At 61.8% G+C, this 16,696-nt stretch carries 14 protein-coding genes; 3 read left to right on the forward strand and 11 right to left on the reverse strand.

Translation table 11 applies throughout. The annotated features are described in order from the left end of the window. Positions 1-94: 94 nt before the first annotated feature. Positions 95-2,563, forward strand: a complete 2,469-nt coding sequence (locus O4H31_RS08260) for a penicillin acylase family protein (protein WP_269344654.1) — start codon at positions 95-97, stop codon at positions 2,561-2,563. Further along, positions 2,560-3,126, forward strand: coding sequence for a pseudouridine synthase (locus tag O4H31_RS08265; RefSeq protein WP_269344656.1), 567 nt, complete (start codon positions 2,560-2,562; stop codon positions 3,124-3,126). Before O4H31_RS08260 ends, O4H31_RS08265 begins: the two co-directional genes overlap by 4 nt. Here O4H31_RS08265 and O4H31_RS08270 read toward each other — a convergent pair. The 6 genes from O4H31_RS08270 to trkA form a co-directional block, all read right to left on the reverse strand. Then, positions 3,123-3,524, reverse strand: a complete 402-nt coding sequence (locus O4H31_RS08270) for a DUF2177 family protein (RefSeq protein WP_269344658.1) — start codon at positions 3,522-3,524, stop codon at positions 3,123-3,125. The two genes, O4H31_RS08265 and O4H31_RS08270, sit on opposite strands and share 4 nt — an antisense overlap. A gap of 108 nt (positions 3,525-3,632) precedes the next feature. Further along, positions 3,633-4,124 (reverse strand): GNAT family N-acetyltransferase, encoded by a 492-nt coding sequence (locus O4H31_RS08275; RefSeq protein WP_269344660.1) that lies wholly within the window; start codon positions 4,122-4,124, stop codon positions 3,633-3,635. Between the two features lie 33 nt (positions 4,125-4,157). Next, the gene (gene hflX, locus O4H31_RS08280; RefSeq protein ID WP_269344662.1) at positions 4,158-5,456 is read right to left on the reverse strand and encodes a GTPase HflX; all 1,299 of its coding nucleotides are present in this window, start codon (positions 5,454-5,456) and stop codon (positions 4,158-4,160) included. Next, positions 5,453-5,692 carry an RNA chaperone Hfq gene (hfq, locus tag O4H31_RS08285; protein ID WP_007119530.1) on the reverse strand — a complete coding sequence of 80 codons (240 nt, stop codon included), beginning with the start codon at positions 5,690-5,692 and terminating at the stop codon, positions 5,453-5,455. Before hfq ends, hflX begins: the two co-directional genes overlap by 4 nt. Before the next feature lie 130 nt (positions 5,693-5,822). Then, positions 5,823-7,376 (reverse strand): TrkH family potassium uptake protein, encoded by a 1,554-nt coding sequence (locus tag O4H31_RS08290; RefSeq protein ID WP_208604018.1) that lies wholly within the window; start codon positions 7,374-7,376, stop codon positions 5,823-5,825. Between the two features lie 15 nt (positions 7,377-7,391). Beyond that, entirely contained in the window at positions 7,392-8,768 is a 1,377-nt protein-coding gene (gene trkA / locus O4H31_RS08295; RefSeq protein ID WP_269344718.1) for a Trk system potassium transporter TrkA, read from the reverse strand. A 126-nt stretch (positions 8,769-8,894) separates the two neighbouring features. Between trkA and O4H31_RS08300 the strand changes: the two genes are divergently transcribed. Continuing rightward, a complete protein-coding gene (locus O4H31_RS08300) occupies positions 8,895-9,389 on the forward strand; it encodes a hypothetical protein (protein WP_269344720.1) in 495 nt (164 codons plus the stop codon). 45 nt (positions 9,390-9,434) lie between these two features. Here the strand turns inward: O4H31_RS08300 and O4H31_RS08305 are convergent, their stop codons facing one another. From O4H31_RS08305 to dusB, 5 genes are all read right to left on the reverse strand, one after another. Beyond that, on the reverse strand, positions 9,435-10,847 hold the full coding sequence (locus O4H31_RS08305; protein WP_067630616.1) for a sigma-54-dependent transcriptional regulator: 1,413 nt from the start codon (positions 10,845-10,847) through the stop codon (positions 9,435-9,437). Then, positions 10,840-13,095, reverse strand: coding sequence for a sensor histidine kinase NtrY-like (locus O4H31_RS08310; protein WP_269344723.1), 2,256 nt, complete (start codon positions 13,093-13,095; stop codon positions 10,840-10,842). Before O4H31_RS08310 ends, O4H31_RS08305 begins: the two co-directional genes overlap by 8 nt. A gap of 95 nt (positions 13,096-13,190) precedes the next feature. After that, the gene (locus tag O4H31_RS08315) at positions 13,191-14,570 is read right to left on the reverse strand and encodes a response regulator (RefSeq protein ID WP_269344725.1); all 1,380 of its coding nucleotides are present in this window, start codon (positions 14,568-14,570) and stop codon (positions 13,191-13,193) included. A 1-nt stretch (position 14,571) separates the two neighbouring features. Next, positions 14,572-15,657, reverse strand: a complete 1,086-nt coding sequence (locus O4H31_RS08320; protein ID WP_269344726.1) for a two-component system sensor histidine kinase NtrB — start codon at positions 15,655-15,657, stop codon at positions 14,572-14,574. Next, positions 15,654-16,646 (reverse strand): tRNA dihydrouridine synthase DusB, encoded by a 993-nt coding sequence (dusB, locus tag O4H31_RS08325; RefSeq protein ID WP_269344728.1) that lies wholly within the window; start codon positions 16,644-16,646, stop codon positions 15,654-15,656. The genes O4H31_RS08320 and dusB overlap by 4 nt, the downstream gene beginning before the upstream one ends. Between the last annotated feature and the right edge of the window lie 50 nt (positions 16,647-16,696).

The raw sequence follows: 16,696 nt of genomic DNA on the forward strand, positions 1-16,696 counted from the left end.
GCTTTTCCTTATCATTCAGTTGCGTTATTCCCTGTCACAACACCTACCACCCTGCGCGCTCCGGTCAATCTGCGCGCCAGCTGAGGATCCCCCGATGGCATTGATGTTTCGCTGGCTTATCCGATTGGCGGTGTTTCTCGTCACGTTGAGCGTCGTGGTTTTGTTGCTGGTCTACTGGTTCGCCGCGCGGTCGTTGCCCGACTATGATGATCGGGTTGAGGTCCAAGGCGTCAGCGCCCCGGTCGAGATCGTGCGCGACAACGCCAATGTGCCGCATATCTTTGGTGAAACCGACGAGGACGTATTTTATGGCCTTGGCTTCGCCCATGCCCAAGACCGGCTGTGGCAGTTGATCACCCTGCGGCGCACCGCACAGGGGCGTCTGTCTGAGGTTTTCGGCACCGCCACCGTCACCACCGACAAGCTGATGCGGCGCTATGACATTTACCGTCTTGCCGTAACAGCGGCTGGTGAGCTTGACCCCGAAACCGACGCGGCACTTGAGGCCTATTCCGCCGGGATCAACGCCCGCCTAGATCAGATCAACACCGAAGCCTTGGGCCGTGGCGCGCCCGAGATGTGGCTTTTCAACGCGCCCATGGCCCCGTGGCGGCCTGCGGATTCACTGGCGATCACCAAATTGATGGGCCTGCAAATGTCGGGCCATCTGGAGGCCGAGGTGCTGCGCGCGCGTGTCTCGCTAGAGTTGAGCGACCAAGACCGTCTGCGCGACATCCTGCCCGAAGCGCCGGGCAGCGGGGTCGCCGCCCTGCCTGAATATGCTGCCCTCTTTCCCGAGGTGACAACGCGCCACGCCGCAGCGGCTCCGATGGACAGTCACCCTCTGTCGCCATTCAAACGGCAGGCCTTCGCTGGCGCTTCCAACGCTTGGGCCGCAGCGCCCACGCGCTCTGCCGCGGGCGGCACGCTTTTGGCCAATGATCCGCATTTGGGCTTTACCGCCCCCGCGATCTGGTACCTCGCCCGGCTGGAGCTTGAGACCGGCGGCGTGATCGGCGGCACGATACCCGGCATGCCCGTGGTGCTAACGGGCCGCAGTGCCGATCTGGGCTGGGGGCTGACCACCGCCTATGTGGACGACCAAGACGTCTATATCGAAGAGCTGAACCCCGATAATACCGAGGAATACCGCACCCCCGACGGGTTCAAGAAATTCCGCAAACGCTCATCCATCATCAACATCGCCGATGCTGATCCGATCACCGTCACCCTGCGGTGGACCGACAATGGTCCGGTGCTGCCGGGCAGCCACTACAACCTTGGCAGCATCACGCCGCCCGGGCATGTGGCTTCTGTCGCCTCGACCCTCTTTACCGAAGAAGACACCTCGCTTGCCGCCGCGATGAAGGTCATGCGGTCGAAATCTGTGCAGCAGGCGATCAATGCCGCGACCGATTATGTAGCCCCTGCGCAGAACCTGACGCTGGTCGACCGCGACACCATCGCAATGAAGACCATCGGCGCCATGCCGCGCCGCGATGCCAATCACCAAAGCGAAGGGCGCATGCCCAGCCCCGGCTGGATCGCCGCCAACCGCTGGGACGGGATGCTGCCCTATACCGCCAACCCCGAATTCATCGCCCCCGCAGGCGGCATTCTTGGCAATACCAACAACAAGACGGTCGACCGCCCCTTCCCCAACCATGTCTCCTTTGTCTGGGGCGACACGCAGCGGGTGCAACGCTGGCAGCGGCTGATGCAGAACCGCGAGGTACATACCCGCGACAGCTTCATCGAAGCACAGCTTGATACGGTCAGCCCCACGGCCCGCGCGCTCTTGCCGCTGATCGGCGCTGAGCTGTGGTTCACCGGAGAGGCCGCGTCCGATGGCACACCCGAACGCCAGCGCCAGCGCGCACTGGATCTGCTGGCAGGCTGGTCGGGTGAGATGAACGAACACCTGCCCGAGCCGCTGATCTATGCCGCATGGATCCGCGCACTACAGGACCGTCTGATCCGCGATGAACTGGGGCCACTGGCCGAAGAATTCACTCACGTTCAACCGCTCTTTATCGAACGCGCTTTCCGCGATGTGCAAGGCGCCGCGAAATGGTGCGACGTGCGCCAATCCGCGCCGGTAGAGACTTGCCATGACATGGCGCGACTGGCACTGGACGACGCCCTGCTCTGGATCAAGGAGACTTGGGGCACACAGTTGGAATCCCTCCGCTGGGGCGACGCGCATCAAGCGACCCATGACCACCCTGTCTTGGGCGAGGTGCCGCTCCTGCGCTACTTCGTGAACATCCGCCAGTCGACCTCGGGCGGGGATAATACGCTGCAACGCGGGCTGACCCGCGGCACGGGCAAAGACCCGTTTTATAACGTCCATGGTGCAGGCTATCGCGGGGTCTATGACTTTGCCGATCCCGACAGTTCGGTCTTTGTCACCTCCACCGGGCAATCGGGGCATTTCCTGTCGCGGCATTACGACGACATGGCGCAACTCTGGCGGCGCGGTGAATATATCCCGATGTCGCTGGATGCCGAACTGGCCCGCGCCGCCGCCGTGGGCGTGACCCGTCTGGAGCCTGCCCAATGACCGCCCGTGTGATCCTGCTGAACAAACCCTACGGCGTGCTGTCGCAATTCACCGACAAGGGAACCGAGGGCAGCACCCGCCCGACCCTCTCGACCTATATCGACGAAAAGGGGTTTTATCCCGCCGGGCGGCTCGACCGCGACAGCGAAGGGCTTTTGGTGCTGACGGACCACGGCCCCCTGCAAGCCCGCATCGCGCATCCCAAATACAAACGCCCCAAGAGCTATCTGGTGCAGGTCGAAGGCACGCCGGATGCCGCAGCGCTCGACGCTCTGCGCAAGGGTGTGGAACTGAAAGACGGCCTGACGAAACCCGCCCAAGTGGACCAGATCGACGCGCCCGATCCCCTCTGGCCGCGCGACCCGCCCGTGCGTTTTCGCAAGACGGTGCCCGACGCTTGGCTGCGCATCACCATCCGCGAGGGGCGCAACCGGCAGGTGCGGCGCATGACGGCGCATGTGGGGCTGCCCACCCTGCGGCTGATCCGCGCCAGCGTGGGCGATTGGGAACTGGCCGGGCTGCAACCCGGCGCATGGCGCTGGTCGACCGAGAATGGCCGCTAGGTCAACGCGCGGGTGATCGCCACGCCTGCGGTTGCCGCCGTGCCGGTCAGGAACGACCCCCACGCGAAGTCCCGCGCCACCATGGCCCATGTCCAATCCTTAAGAGTCGCCAGATTGGTGAACTCATAGGTGCCATAGCCCATCGCGCCGATCAGCAGCGCATTGCCAAAGACCCAAAGCAGCGAATGATCCCCTGTCATCGCAGGCCAAGACACGAACCACAGCACCACCGCCACGAAGAAGGCGTAAAAAATCAGCGCCGGGGCGACGCGGAATTCATCCAGCAACCAGTCTCCGATATCACGCTCAAACACAGGTTTGATGAGATAGGTCAACCCAAGGTAGTCCAACCCGAGGAAGACAACGACCGTTGAAATATAAAGGATGACGAGTGTCATTGGGCGCGCTCCGTTACTGATCGTATGACCATATGCGGCAGGACGTGCAAAATTCGAGGGGTTGGCCGTGAATAATGGGGTCTCCACCCCGATCCGACCAATTGCCGCCTAAGACCGTGACCGCCGCATCAAAATCTCATCATGGTAGACACCGTTTATATAAAGCGCCTCGCTATCCACCGCCCATGTCGTAAACCCCATCCGCTCATAAAGGCGCAGCGCGACTTGGTTTGTGGAAACGACCGATAGGCGGATTGAAGTGCAATCGGCAAAGGCCTCCGCTAAGGCTGCCTCCATCAGCGCCACCGCCAGCCCGGCCCCGCGCGCCCTTGGTCGCACGAACATGCCCCAGATCGTCGCGATATGACGGACTTTCGGCGATTGTGACTGGGCAAGCCCAACGATGCCCTCAAGGTGACCGACATCACTGAAGCCACCAAATACGCAGCCCGATCCCAACCGCTTTGCCACATCGGCAAGTGTCAGGTTGGCTTCTTCCGCAAAGGATGCACCAAAGGCGTCTGGGTAGCTTCGCAATCCTTCGAGCCTGAGCGCATGAAAGGCAGTGGCATCACGGGCCTTAAGTTTCCGAATTTGCATCTTTTCCGATCCACCCAGCTTGCGCCCAAACGATCAAATCTGCTGGAATTCGGCCTCTTGGCGCGCGGACCAGCGCACGGTGATCTCAAACCCGTCTTCGGTCTGACGCTCACCTTCGACCACGTCCTGCGCAAACAGCCACGCGCGTTTCTTGCCTTCAGCAAAGCCAAGGGTCAATTCGGCCTCGCGCACCGCACCCTGCAGCGCTTCGGCAATGGTTTCCTGAAACGCCTCAAGCCCCTCGCCGGTGATGGCCGAGATCGCCAGCACGTCGTCGTTGCGCGCAGCACGGGCACGCATGGCGTCGGCCCGGTCTTCGGGGAGCAGGTCCAGCTTGTTCCAAACCTCGAAACTGCGGGTCTCTTTTGGGACGCCGAGTGAGGCGAGAATATCGCGCACGTTCTGCGCCTGCTCTTCGGTCTCGGTATGGGACACATCGCGCACGTGGCAGATGATATCGGCGGCAAGCACCTCTTCGAGCGTGGCGCGGAAGGCGGCGACGAGTTCGGTGGGCAGATCGCTGATGAACCCCACCGTGTCGCTGAGAATGATCTCTGGCCCGTCCGGCAACACAAGGCTGCGCATGGTCGGGTCGAGCGTGGCAAAGAGCATGTCTTTGGCCATGACCTCGGCCCCGGTCAAGCGGTTGAAAAGCGTGGATTTCCCGGCGTTGGTATAGCCCACCAGCGCGACGATTGGGAACGGCACCTTGGCCCGTGCGGCACGGTGCAACGCGCGGGTTTTCACGACCTTCTCCAATTGGCGGCGCAGGCGCACCAATTGGTCGTCAATGGCACGGCGGTCAGCCTCGATCTGGGTCTCACCCGGACCGCCGACAAAGCCCAAACCGCCGCGCTGCCGCTCAAGGTGGGTCCATGCGCGGACAAGCCGCGTGCGCTGATAGTTCAGCGCGGCCATCTCAACCTGAAGCACCCCTTCGCGGGTCGCCGCACGGTCGCTGAAAATTTCGAGAATCAGCCCGGTCCGGTCGAGCAGTTTGACCCCCCAAGCCTTCTCAAGATTGCGCTGCTGCACCGGGGTCACAGGGCCATCGACCAGCACGAGGTCGACCTCTGCCCCCTTCATGCGTTGCTCGAGCTCTTCGATCTTGCCCTTGCCGAAAAGCATACCCGCATGCACCGTGCGCAGGGGCACGATTTCGGAGCCGACGACCTGCAACTCGGGCAGCGCCTCGGCCAGCGCCACGGCTTCGGCCAGCGCGGGCTCAGGCGCGCGCCGGTCGTTGTCGGTTTTGATATCTGGATGCAGCACCCAAGCGCGCGTCACGCGGGGCCCATCGCTGTTGTCGATCTGAAATGCTGGACGGCTCAAGAAGCGTCTTCGCCCTCATAAAGGCTGATCGGCTGGCTTGGCATGATGGTCGAAATCGCGTGTTTGTAGACAAGTTGCGATTGACCGTCGCGGCGCAGCAGAACGCAGAAGTTGTCAAACCAGGTAATCACGCCTTGCAATTTGACGCCATTAATCAGGAAAATTGTCACCGGTACTTTGGTCTTGCGAACGTGGTTTAGGAACGCATCCTGAAGGTTTTGTCTGTCTGACGCCATGGTAGTCTCGCCTTTTGTTCTTGCTGGCGTCCGCGTACCGGACCCCCCCATTGCCTCAAGTATGGAGTGCGAAAGCGTGAGTTTCCAGCCCCAATATCAGCGGACTAGGACGGTTCTAGCGCTAAACGTGTCAGGCGCGCCACAAATTCGGGGTCATCAGCGCAATAATCGCCAAGGTTTCCAGCCGACCCAGCACCATTGCGCCGCTGAGGATGATTTTCGCGGCCAATCCCAGCTCAATCAAGCGAATGGGTGTATCGGCGGCATGTTCGATTAGCGGCCCGGTGGTGGATAGTGTCGCAACCGACATGACCACGGCAGCATCGAATGACGTACCGGTTAGGGTCAGCAATAAGGTGACCCCGGCCAGCGACATCGCAAAGAGCATAAAGAAGATCCACGCGATGAACGCGCCGTTACTTTGCAGCCGCCGCCCCGCCGCACCGGCCCCGCTGACGGAGTTGGGATAGACCAGACGGTCCATCTCGCGCACGCCGTTTTGATAAAGCGCAAAGACCCTCAGAAGTTTCACACCGCCCGCCGTGGTGGCCACCCCGCCGCCGATTAGGGCAAGCCCCATGAGAACCAGGCCCGGCGTGCGCAGGCCCGACCAGTTCTGCGCATCCGACCAATGCTCTGACACAAAACCGGTGGTCGTCAGGAAGGAGAGCACGGTAAACAGCCCACCCCAAAGCGCCTGAAGCGCGCGGGCGCCATCGACCTCAACCTCAACCTCGAACGCACCAATCCAATGGCGGGCGAAAAGCAGCAATGGCACGCCGATCACAACAAGAAGGCCGATGCGGAACTCAGGGTCGGTCATCAGCCCGCCTTGGGTCGCCGTGATTGTGTCTTTGGAAAAGGTGAGACGTGAAAGCGCGAACAGCATGAAAAGCATCATCACCGCTTCGCCAGAAACACCAATCTGCGCGTTATCCACCCCGCCAACGGGGGAAATGCCCGATGTCGCCAAGACCGACATCGCATGACAAAGAGCAACCATTGCCGTCTCTCCACCGATTACGAGCAAGAGCCACAGCAGCAGTGTCAGCCCGGTGTATATCGGCAGCAAAGCCTGTGTTGTGCGCAGCAAACGTTGGCGCGGGGTGATCCTGCCCATCCGGGTGCCGATACGGTCGTCGGGCCGCCCGGGTTCGGCCTGAGCGGTCACTTCAAATCCCCCCAAGTGCAGCGGCGCCAGAATTGCCGACGCCGTGACCCACATAAGCAAGCCGCCCATCCAGCCGACCTGCGCACGCCACAGATGCAGCGTATTGCTCAACCGGGCGGGATTTTCGAACATCGTGGCCCCGGTGGTGGTCAAGGCGCTGACCATCTCGAAATAGACATTTACAAAACGCGTAGTCGGCAGCGCCTCAAGAAAGGGAATCGCGAAAAACACCGGTAGGAATACAAAAGCCGAGAGCAGGGACAACAGCGGCCCCAATGCGCCGTCCAAGGGCTTGCGCCCTGCATGGGCGATGGCAATCAAGGTGAAAGCCACCAGACCCAGCACCCCGGCATAGAGGAACGCACGGCTGGCCTGATGATCATTCACCACCAGCCCGTAGATCGACGGCAAGAGCATGGATACAGCAGAAACGCCGAACAATTGCAGGAACAGCGGCAACTGCACGATCTCTCGGCGGATGCCGGTCGGTCGGATGCTGGTCGGTTGCGTCACGCGGCGCTCCTGCGCTTAGAAAAAGTCGATCGAGACCTGCAAAAGCTGCTCAACCCGCGGCACATCTTCGGCCAGCGCGAAGAGGGCGACCACATCGCCCTCGTCGATCCGTGTGCTGCCCAAGGGGCGGATCACCTTGCCCTCTTTGCGCAGCATGCCGATCAACACGCCCTCGGGGAAGTCAATTTCCGACACTTTTTTGCCCGCGAGGGGCGAGGTCGACAACACTTCGGCCTCAATCACCTCGGCCTCGGCATCGCCGATGGAATAGACCGCCCGCACCCGCCCGTGGCGGATGTGGCGCAGGATCGAGCTGACGGTGGTGGCGCGCGGGTTGATATAGGCGTCGATGCCGAGGTGGGTCATCAGCGGCACCAGCGTCGGGTCGTTGATCAGCGCAATGACATAGGGGCAGCCCTCGGCCTTGGCGCGCACACAAGACAACATGTTGGTTTTGTCGTCATCGGTCACCGCCAGCATCGCATCGGCGCGGCTGATGCCCGCCTCGGCCAACAGAGCTGCATCAAGCCCGTCGCCGTTCAGCACGATGGTCCGCTCCAAGCCTTCGGCGGCGCGTTCGGCGCATTTGCGGTTTTTCTCGATCATCTTAGTGCGCACGCGCAGCGGTCCGGCCTCAAGGTGCTGCGCCACGGTCAGGCCGACATTGCCGCCGCCCACCAGCACGACACGCTCTTGCTTGGTGGTCTGCTTGCCGAAAATCTCCATCGTGCGGGCGATGTCGTCGTGATGCGAAAAGACATAGCAGTCGTCGCCAACGAACAGCTGATCCTTCGCCTCGGGCGCGAACAGCGTGCCATCGCGGCGCACGCCCACCACGACCGCACGCAGGGTCGAGAAGAGATCGGTAAGCTGCCGCAGCGGCGTGTTCACCACAGGGCAATCGCTATCGATGGAAATCCCGAGAAGCTGCGCCTGCCCGTCCATGAAAATCTCGGTGTCGAAAGCCGCAGGTGCGCTAAGACGTTGCAACGCTGCGGTGGCAACTTCTTTCTCAGGGGAAATCACCACGTCGATCGGCATGTGATCGCGGCGGTAGAGGTCAGAATAAATCGCGTCGAGATAGGACTGGCTGCGTAGACGGGCGATCTTGCGGTTGATGCCGAAGACCGAATGCGCCACCTGACAGGTCACCATATTGACCTCGTCCGAGTGGGTCGCGGCGATGATCATCTCGGCGTCCCGCGCGCCCGCACGGTCCAGCACATCAGGGTAGCTGGCGAATCCGGCGATGCCCTGCACATCCAGCGTATCGGTGGCGCGGCGGATCAATTCGGCATTGCTGTCGACCACGGTCACATCGTTGCGCTCTCCGCTGAGGTGACGGGCAATCTGCCAACCCACCTGCCCTGCGCCGCAAATGATGATTTTCATGAAGGCTTCCTTACCCTGAGCAAAGATCGTGTGAGGGTTGTCTTGGGTCGGTTAGAGGGCATGACAGATGGGTTGGCAAGGGTCAAATCAATTGTCTTTCCCCCGCAACAGCGGCATGATGGCGCTATGAAACCGATATCGCTTCGCCCCTCTCGCGCCGCCTTTGCCCTAACGCTTATCGCCTTGGGGGTTGCCGCCTGCGCGCCGCTGAATACCTATTACAAACCGGGCGCGAGTGTCGCGCAGGTGAACCGCGCGACCACCGCCTGCGAAGTGCAGGCGCTGCGTGATGTGCCGATCTCCACCCAAGTCCGCCGCGAACCACCGCGCTATGTGCCCGAGCGGCGCCACTGTAATGCCGACAATAAATGCAGGGTTACGGGCGGCTTTTATGTCCCCGGTGAGCTGGTGACATTTGATCCTAACGAGGATCTGCGCAACCGGGTCGAGGGGCAATGTATGGCCGATCAGGACTTTGCCCCTGTGTCGATCCCCGCTTGCCCGAACAATATCGCCCGCGCCGCACCACCGCGCGCGACCACGACCCTGCCGGCCCTGAACTCCAATTCCTGTGTGATCCGCAACAAGAACGGGTCTTTCCAGATCGTTACGCGCGGCTAACTGGGATCGCGAGGGGTGCCGCCCCTCGCGCCTGAGCCTTGCGGCTTAGCCCGTCGCCTCCACTTCCTCGTCCACATGGGCCACTCGCACACCTGCCTTGGCCGAGGTCACAACGCCAAGCGATTTCAACTTGCGGTGCAAGGCGCTGCGTTCCATGCCGACGAAATTCGCGGTGCGGCTGATGTTGCCGCCAAAACGGTTGATCTGAGTCAGCAGGTATTCCCGCTCAAAGGCCTCTCGCGCTTCGCGCAGCGGCAGCGTTGCCAGTGCGCCAGAAAGCACCACGCGCCCCTCATCGCCACCGTTCTCTTCTTCGCCGGGCAGTTCACGGGCCTCAATCGGACCGGTGCCATCCCCGAGGATCAGCACCCGCTCAACAAGGTTCTTAAGCTGGCGCACATTGCCGGGCCAGACCATCGTCTGCATCAGAGCAACGGCATCTTCGGTCAACGCCCGCTGCGGCAGACCTTGGGAGGTGTTGAACTCGGCGATGAAATGTTCGGCCAGCAGCGGAATATCCTCGCGCCGCTCTTCCAAGGATGGCACGGCAATCGGCACGACGTTCAGACGGTGATAGAGTTCCTGCCGGAAGGTATCTGCCTTGATCGCCTGATCCAGATCGCGGTTCGTTGAGGAAATCACCCGCAGATCGACGCGCACCTTGTCGGTCCCGCCCACGCGGGTGAACTGTTGGTCCACCAGCACCCGCAGGATTTTGGACTGGGTGCCAAGCGGCATGTCCGCGACCTCATCAAAGTAGATCACCCCGCCGTGGGCCTGCTCCAGCAGCCCCGGCTCGACCCCGCGGTCCGGCGTCTCCCGGCCAAAGAGCACCTCTTCCATCCGATCAGGCGCCACCCCGGCGCAGTTGACGGTGACAAAGGGCGCCGAGGCGCGGGCGGAATGGGCGTGGATATAGCGCGCCGCCACTTCCTTGCCCGACCCCGCGGGGCCAGTCAGCATCACGCGGCCATTGGATTTGGTCACCTTGTCAAGTTGGCCCAGCAGAGCACGATAGGGCGCCGAGGTACCGATCATCTCAGAGGTGGCAACATCCCGGCGCTTGAGGTTCTGGTTTTCCCGGCGCAGGCGCGAGGTTTCCATTGCGCGGCGGATCACCACCAGCAATTGATCGATGTTGAACGGCTTTTCGATGAAGTCGTAAGCCCCTTGTTTGATCGCCGCCACGGCAATCTCGATATTGCCATGGCCCGAGATGATCACCACCGGCACATCAGGATTGTCCCGTTTAACGGTCTTGAGAATGTCGATCCCATCCATCCGGCTGTCTTTGAGCCAGATGTCGAGGATGATCAGCGCAGGTGCCTCGGTGTTGATCTCGGCCATCGTCTCGTCTGAGTTGCTGGCCAATCGCGTGGCAAAGCCTTCATCCTCAAGGATGTCCGAGATCAACTCACGGATGTCGCGTTCGTCGTCTACAATCAGAATGTCACTCATCTGCCTTATCCCCTTGGTCTGTCGTTGCGTCGATGGCCAAGGGCAGTGAAATGACTGCCATGGCACCGTGATGGTCTTGCCCGTCGAATGCGGGCGCAGTTTCGAGCGTCAGGCTCCCGCCGTGTTCCTCGATAATCTTTTTGACGATGGGCAGGCCCAGCCCTGTGCCTTCGCTGCGCGTGGTCACATAGGGCTCGAACAGCCGTGCGCGGTCTTCGGGCAGGCCGATGCCATTGTCGGCAATGGTCAGCCGCAAAAGCCGATTTTCCGGCGTCAGGACCACGCGAATTTGCGGCTCATGCCCCTCGGGCGCGCCGTCTTTCTTCAAGCTATCAATTGCTTCGCCCGCGTTCTTGATCAAGTTGGTCAGCGCCTGCGAGATCATCGTGCCGTCAATATTGGCCATGACCGGCTGCGCTGGCAGGTCAAGTTTGATTGCAACGTCTTCCTGTCTGCTCTGCTGGAGAAGCACGGCATCGCGCAGCAACTGCCGGATGTCCTGACGGCTGGTTTCCGGCTCTGGCATCCGCGCGAATTTTGAAAACTCATCGACAATGCGCCGCAGGTCGCCGGTTTGACGGATGATCACGCCGGTCATCTGCTCCAGCGCGTCGTCATCGCCCTCGGCCATCTTGGGGCCGAACTTGCGGCGAATGCGCTCCGCGCTCAATTGGATGGGCGTCAGCGGGTTCTTAATCTCATGGGCAATCCGCCGCGCCACGTCGCCCCAAGCAGCCATGCGTTGCGCCGAGACTAGATCGGTCACATCGTCAAAGGCCACCACATAGCCCTCAAGATCGCCATCCTTGGACCGCCGGGTCGCCATGCGCACCAGCAGGTTCTCCATCGCCCCTTGGCGCGAAACTTTGATCTCCGCCTGCGCCACTTCGTCAGACGCGGCCCTCACCGTCTCGAAGAGCGGTCCGAACTCCGGCACGGCAAGGGTCAGCGGCAGGCTTTGCTGATCTTCCGACCAATCCAGCAGCCGCATGGCAGAGCGGTTCACGAAGGTCACGCGCCCCTCGGGGTCCAGCCCCACCACGCCCGAGGTCACTGAGCTCAGCACGGAATCGAACAGGCGGCGGCGGCGCTCGATCTGGTCGGTATTTTCCAGCAACGTCTCGCGTTGGCCTTTCAACTGCCGCGTCATTTGGTTGAAGTAGCGGCCCAGCATAGCGATTTCATCGTCGCCCTCTTCTTCGCGGACCTGCACGTTCAGGTCCCCCGCGCCCACCTGCTGCGCGGCCCCAGTCAACCGACCGACCGGGCCAGAGAGCCGTTCGGCAAACCACAAGCCCAGCCAGACAGCAGCCAGAATAAGAATTACCGCAAAGCCCAAATAAACAAGCGCGAATTCAAACAGCAGTCGCCCGCGCTCGGATTCAAGTTGTTGATACAGACGCACCGTCTCTTTGGTTTCATCCAGCAGGGCCAGAATCTCACCATCCACGGCGCGGGAGACATAGAGGAAGCGATCCACATAGGCGTCCATCGGCACCAGTGCGCGGAATTCGTTGTTGGGCCAATCTTCGATGACCAGAAGGCCTTCTTCACTGGCTGCTTCAAGCTGCGCCTCTGTGGGAGCCTCGAAATCAAATAGATAGGACCGATCACCGCGGGCGCGGATTTGCGCGGTGCTGTCAATCAGGAAGGCTTCGCGCAGGCCGCGCTGGATTTGCCGCTGGCCTTCGCCCAAAAGCTCACTGTCGCTGAGGTTGATGCCCTGCGCACGGGCGCTATCGATGCTGCGGGCAAGGGTTTGCGCATCTAGGATCAGGCCCTCGCGCTGCTCGGCCTCATAGGCCTCTGCCGCTGCCAGAGATGAGCCAACCACGCCGCTCACCCGGTCAGAGAACCAGCCTTCGAGGCCCACATTCACGGTAAGCCCGGCAAAAATCGCCACCGTCACGGTTGGGATGAGCGCCATCAAGGCAAAGACACCCGTAAGCCGAAGGTGCAGCCGGGAGCCCGCAGATTTAGCGCGGCGCGCTGAAATCAGCCGCCCGACCTGAATAAGGACCAGCGCCGCCACCAGCAGCACATAAACAAGATCGGACAACAGGATGAGCCGCAGATTGAGCGTATCCGCCCCCTGCCCCAAAGGCCCGAGTGCCAGATAGGTCGCAAGCGCCAAAACAGGCCCCAGCACCACCAGCCCAAAGGTGGACCAATTGCGCAGCCGTTTGACTCGCCTGAGACGCCCCAACCGTTCGAGCTTGAACCTGCGTGACCGGGTTGCCACCCGCATACCTCACCGATGTTGTGATGCATTGCTGCATCAACCGCCATATTATGTGGTCCTGAACGGGAGAGTACCCCGATGGCCACTGTTATGTGGCTCTTTTACATCATCTTGCGGCCCCGTGTCACCTCAATATCGAGGTCGGTGATCTTCTTGCGCAAAGTATTTCGATTGATTCCCAACAAAGCGGCACATTTAGCTTGGTTCCCTGCCGTTGCGGCAAGCGCGATTTCGATCATCGGAAGTTCGACTTCGCGCAGGATCCGCGCGTAAAGCCCCGGAGGCGGCAGCATGGAGCCGTGCAGATCGAAATACCGTTGCAAATGACGCTCGACCGAGGCACCCAACCGTTCGGTATCGGCCTCGGTCTGCATCGGTGCCGGACCACTTTGTGCGCCCAGCAACTGCTCGGCCTCGCTCGCCGTGATCTCGGCCGCTTGGCTGGCCAGTGCAAGTTGCCGCATGGCATGTTCCAATTGGCGCACATTGCCGGGCCAAGGGAACTTCAGCAGGATTTGCGCAGCCTTGTCCGAGAGTTTGCGCGCTGACGCAGGCCCGGGGTTGGCACGGGCCAAGAAGTGATCGGCCAAAAGCGGGATGTCCTCCACCCGGTCCCGCAGCGCAGGCACTTCGAGGGTTGCCCCCGACAGGCGGTAATAGAGATCGCGGCGCAGCTTGCCTTCTTGCATCGCCGCATCCAAGTCACTTTGGCTGGTGGCCATGAACCGCGGCGCGTCTTCGCCCGGTGCATCCATCATCCGCACCAGACGGGCTTGAATATCTTGGGGGAAATCCGCAATTTCATCGATCATCAAGGTGCCACCGCCGACCCGCGCCAGCACCCGCGAGGGGCCTTCGATATCGGCAAGATCGGCATCCGTCACGGTCACGAACGGCAGGCTGCGCCGGTCTGAAAAGTCGTGAATGGCCCGAGCGATCAGCGATTTACCCGAGCCGCTTTCGCCCCAGATCAGCACCGGTAGGTCGGTGTTCATCACCCGCGCCACGGTGCGGTACAGCGCCTGCATCACCGGGGTGCGGCCGATCATCGGCAGATCATCACGTTCAGCGTCGATCTCGGCACTGTCGTCGGCGGCGGCCTTGCGGCTGAGCGTCGTGCGCTGCTCCAACGCACGGGCGGTGCGTTTCATCAGGTCCGGCAGGTCGAAGGGTTTGGGCAAATAGTCAAAGGCTTCGGCCTCTGCCGCCTTGATCGCCGTCATGATGGTGTTCTGCGCCGAGATCACGATCACCGGCAGGCCGGGTCGGTCCTGCGCGATTTTCGGGAGCATTTCCAACCCGTTGCCATCAGGCATGACCACGTCAGAGATCACCGCGTCGCCCTTGCCCTCGCTGACCCATCGCATCAGGGTGGTCAGGCTTGATGTGGCATGAACCTTGCAGCCCGCGCGGGTCAGCGCTTGGGTCAGAACGGTGCGGATTGTGCGGTCGTCATCGGCGACGAGGATGGTGCCATCCATGTCAATTCTCCTTGAGGGCAGCGGCGCCTGCGCGCGGCAGCGAAATGCGGAATGCGGTTCGACCGGGGGCGGAACTGACTGAAATCCAGCCTCCGTGGTCTGAGATAATCTTGCTCACTAAGGCGAGGCCTAGTCCGGTGCCATTCTCACGGCCCGACACGAATGGGTCGAAAACATCGGCGCGGATATGTTCCGGCAGGCCGGGGCCATCGTCAATCACCTCGATCTGTAGGGGCAGCGGCTGGCCATCCCCATCGGCGCGGCGCAACTGGAACCCGTGTTCATAGAAACTGCGCAGCCGGATGGTGCCCCCCGCCGCGCCCGCCGCTTCAGCCGCGTTGCGGATGAGGTTCAACAAGACCTGCAAAAGCTGGTCCTTATCACCAAGCGCGGGCGGCAGAGATGGGTCGTAATCCTCGGTGATTTTCATCTTTGAGCCGAAGCCCAACAGCGCCGACCGCCGCGCGCGGTCCAGCACATCATGCAGGTTCACCGGTTTGCGCTCGGGCGCCATGAGGTTGCCAAATTGCTCGACCTGTTCCAGCAGTTTTACAATGCGCCGGCTTTCGGCAACGATGAGATCGGTCAGTTCCAGATCACTTTTGGACAGGTTCATCGACAAAAGCTGTGCCGCGCCGGTGATCCCGGCCAACGGGTTCTTGATCTCATGGGCCAGCATCTCGGCCATGCCGATGGCGGATTTGGCGGCGGATTTCACGCTGTGATCTTGGGTGATGCGCCCGGCCAATTCGCGCGGAGTGATCATCAGAACCATCTCCCCCGCCCCGCCCACCAGTGGCGCAATCTGCAAGCCGCATTGCAAAGGCGCGCGCTGCATCGCGCCGACGTCCACGTCATTCACGAACAGCGGCGTGCCCTGCAGCCGCGCACGGGCAAACGCGGCCTCAAGCGGGTGATCCACCGCGATCAACTTCCAGATCGATTGGCCAATCGTGGCGCGGGCAGAGGCATTGAGGAACCCTTCGGCAGAGGGGTTCAAATCCGCGACCCGGTCGTCGGCGCCGACGATAAAGGCAGGCACTGGCAAAGAGGTCCAAACCTGCCGCTCAGGTATCTCGGCCCTCATGCCGCGACCGGAGTTTGAGCCGCTGCGGCGCTGTACTGCATGGCCTCTGCGATTAGATCAAAGGTGGTCTTCACCTCCGGCGCCGTCAGCAAGGCGCGGCGCAGATCGGCGGGGGTGGCGCAATGGTCCATATACCAGCCCAAATGCTTGCGGGCGACCTTGGCCCCCAGCTCGACCCCGTAAAAACGCAGCATCTCGTCGTAATGTTCGGCCACCATCTGGGCCATTGCGGCCCCTTTGGGGACCATCGGTTTGGCGCGTCCGTGCAGGTCATGCGCGATTTGCGCCAGCAGCCAAGGCCTGCCTTGCGCGCCGCGCCCGACCATCACACCATCTGCGCCCGACAGCCGCAGGGCTTGGCGTGCCTCATCGCTGCCAGTGATATCGCCATTGGCGATGACGGGGACGCGCACCGTTTCTTTCACCGCCCGTATCGCGGCCCAATCGGCGCGGCCCTTGTAGAACTGACAGCGGGTGCGCCCGTGGATGGTGATCATCTGCACGCCCGCGTCCTCGGCCCGTTTGGCGATCGGTGCGGCGTTAAGCATATTGTCATCCCAGCCCAGCCGGGTTTTCAGCGTCACCGGCACCTTGACCGCGCCCACAACCGCCTCAATCAGCCGCAGCGCGTGATCGGGCGTTTTCATCAGCGCCGAGCCCGAAGCGCCCTGCGTCACCTTTTTGGCCGGGCAGCCCATGTTAATGTCGATGATCCGGGCACCCATGGCTTCGACCATCCGCGCAGCCTCGGCCATCGGTTCGGCTTCGCGGCCTGCAAGTTGTACCGAGGTACCAATGACGTCCAATCCCAGCTCCGCTTTCTCCCGCGTACCGGGGCGGCGGCTGAGCAATTCTTGGCTGGCGACCATCTCGGACACGACCAATCCGGCCCCGAATCGCGCCACAAGGCTGCGATAGGGCAGATCGGTGATCCCCGCCATCGGGGCGAGGAATACCGGTGGGTCGAATGTCAGGGGGTCGGCGATCACGTGCTTAATCCTTGTGCGGTCCCTTGCTGTGTAGCTCTGCCACGGGGTGA

This window comes from Sulfitobacter dubius (assembly GCF_027214245.1).
Taxonomy (GTDB): domain Bacteria; phylum Pseudomonadota; class Alphaproteobacteria; order Rhodobacterales; family Rhodobacteraceae; genus Sulfitobacter; species Sulfitobacter dubius_A.

Coding starts and splice junctions, on each gene's coding strand:
- O4H31_RS08315 (WP_269344725.1), bottom strand. CDS start 14,570: ATGGATGGCACCATCCTCGTCGCCGATGACGACCGCACAATCCGCACC.
- O4H31_RS08305 (WP_067630616.1), bottom strand. CDS start 10,847: ATGAGTGACATTCTGATTGTAGACGACGAACGCGACATCCGTGAGTTG.
- O4H31_RS08270 (WP_269344658.1), bottom strand. CDS start 3,524: ATGACACTCGTCATCCTTTATATTTCAACGGTCGTTGTCTTCCTCGGG.
- O4H31_RS08275 (WP_269344660.1), bottom strand. CDS start 4,124: ATGCAAATTCGGAAACTTAAGGCCCGTGATGCCACTGCCTTTCATGCG.
- O4H31_RS08260 (WP_269344654.1), top strand. CDS start 95: ATGGCATTGATGTTTCGCTGGCTTATCCGATTGGCGGTGTTTCTCGTC.
- hfq (WP_007119530.1), bottom strand. CDS start 5,692: ATGGCGTCAGACAGACAAAACCTTCAGGATGCGTTCCTAAACCACGTT.
- O4H31_RS08300 (WP_269344720.1), top strand. CDS start 8,895: ATGAAACCGATATCGCTTCGCCCCTCTCGCGCCGCCTTTGCCCTAACG.
- trkA (WP_269344718.1), bottom strand. CDS start 8,768: ATGAAAATCATCATTTGCGGCGCAGGGCAGGTGGGTTGGCAGATTGCC.
- O4H31_RS08320 (WP_269344726.1), bottom strand. CDS start 15,657: ATGAGGGCCGAGATACCTGAGCGGCAGGTTTGGACCTCTTTGCCAGTG.
- O4H31_RS08310 (WP_269344723.1), bottom strand. CDS start 13,095: ATGCGGGTGGCAACCCGGTCACGCAGGTTCAAGCTCGAACGGTTGGGG.
- O4H31_RS08265 (WP_269344656.1), top strand. CDS start 2,560: ATGACCGCCCGTGTGATCCTGCTGAACAAACCCTACGGCGTGCTGTCG.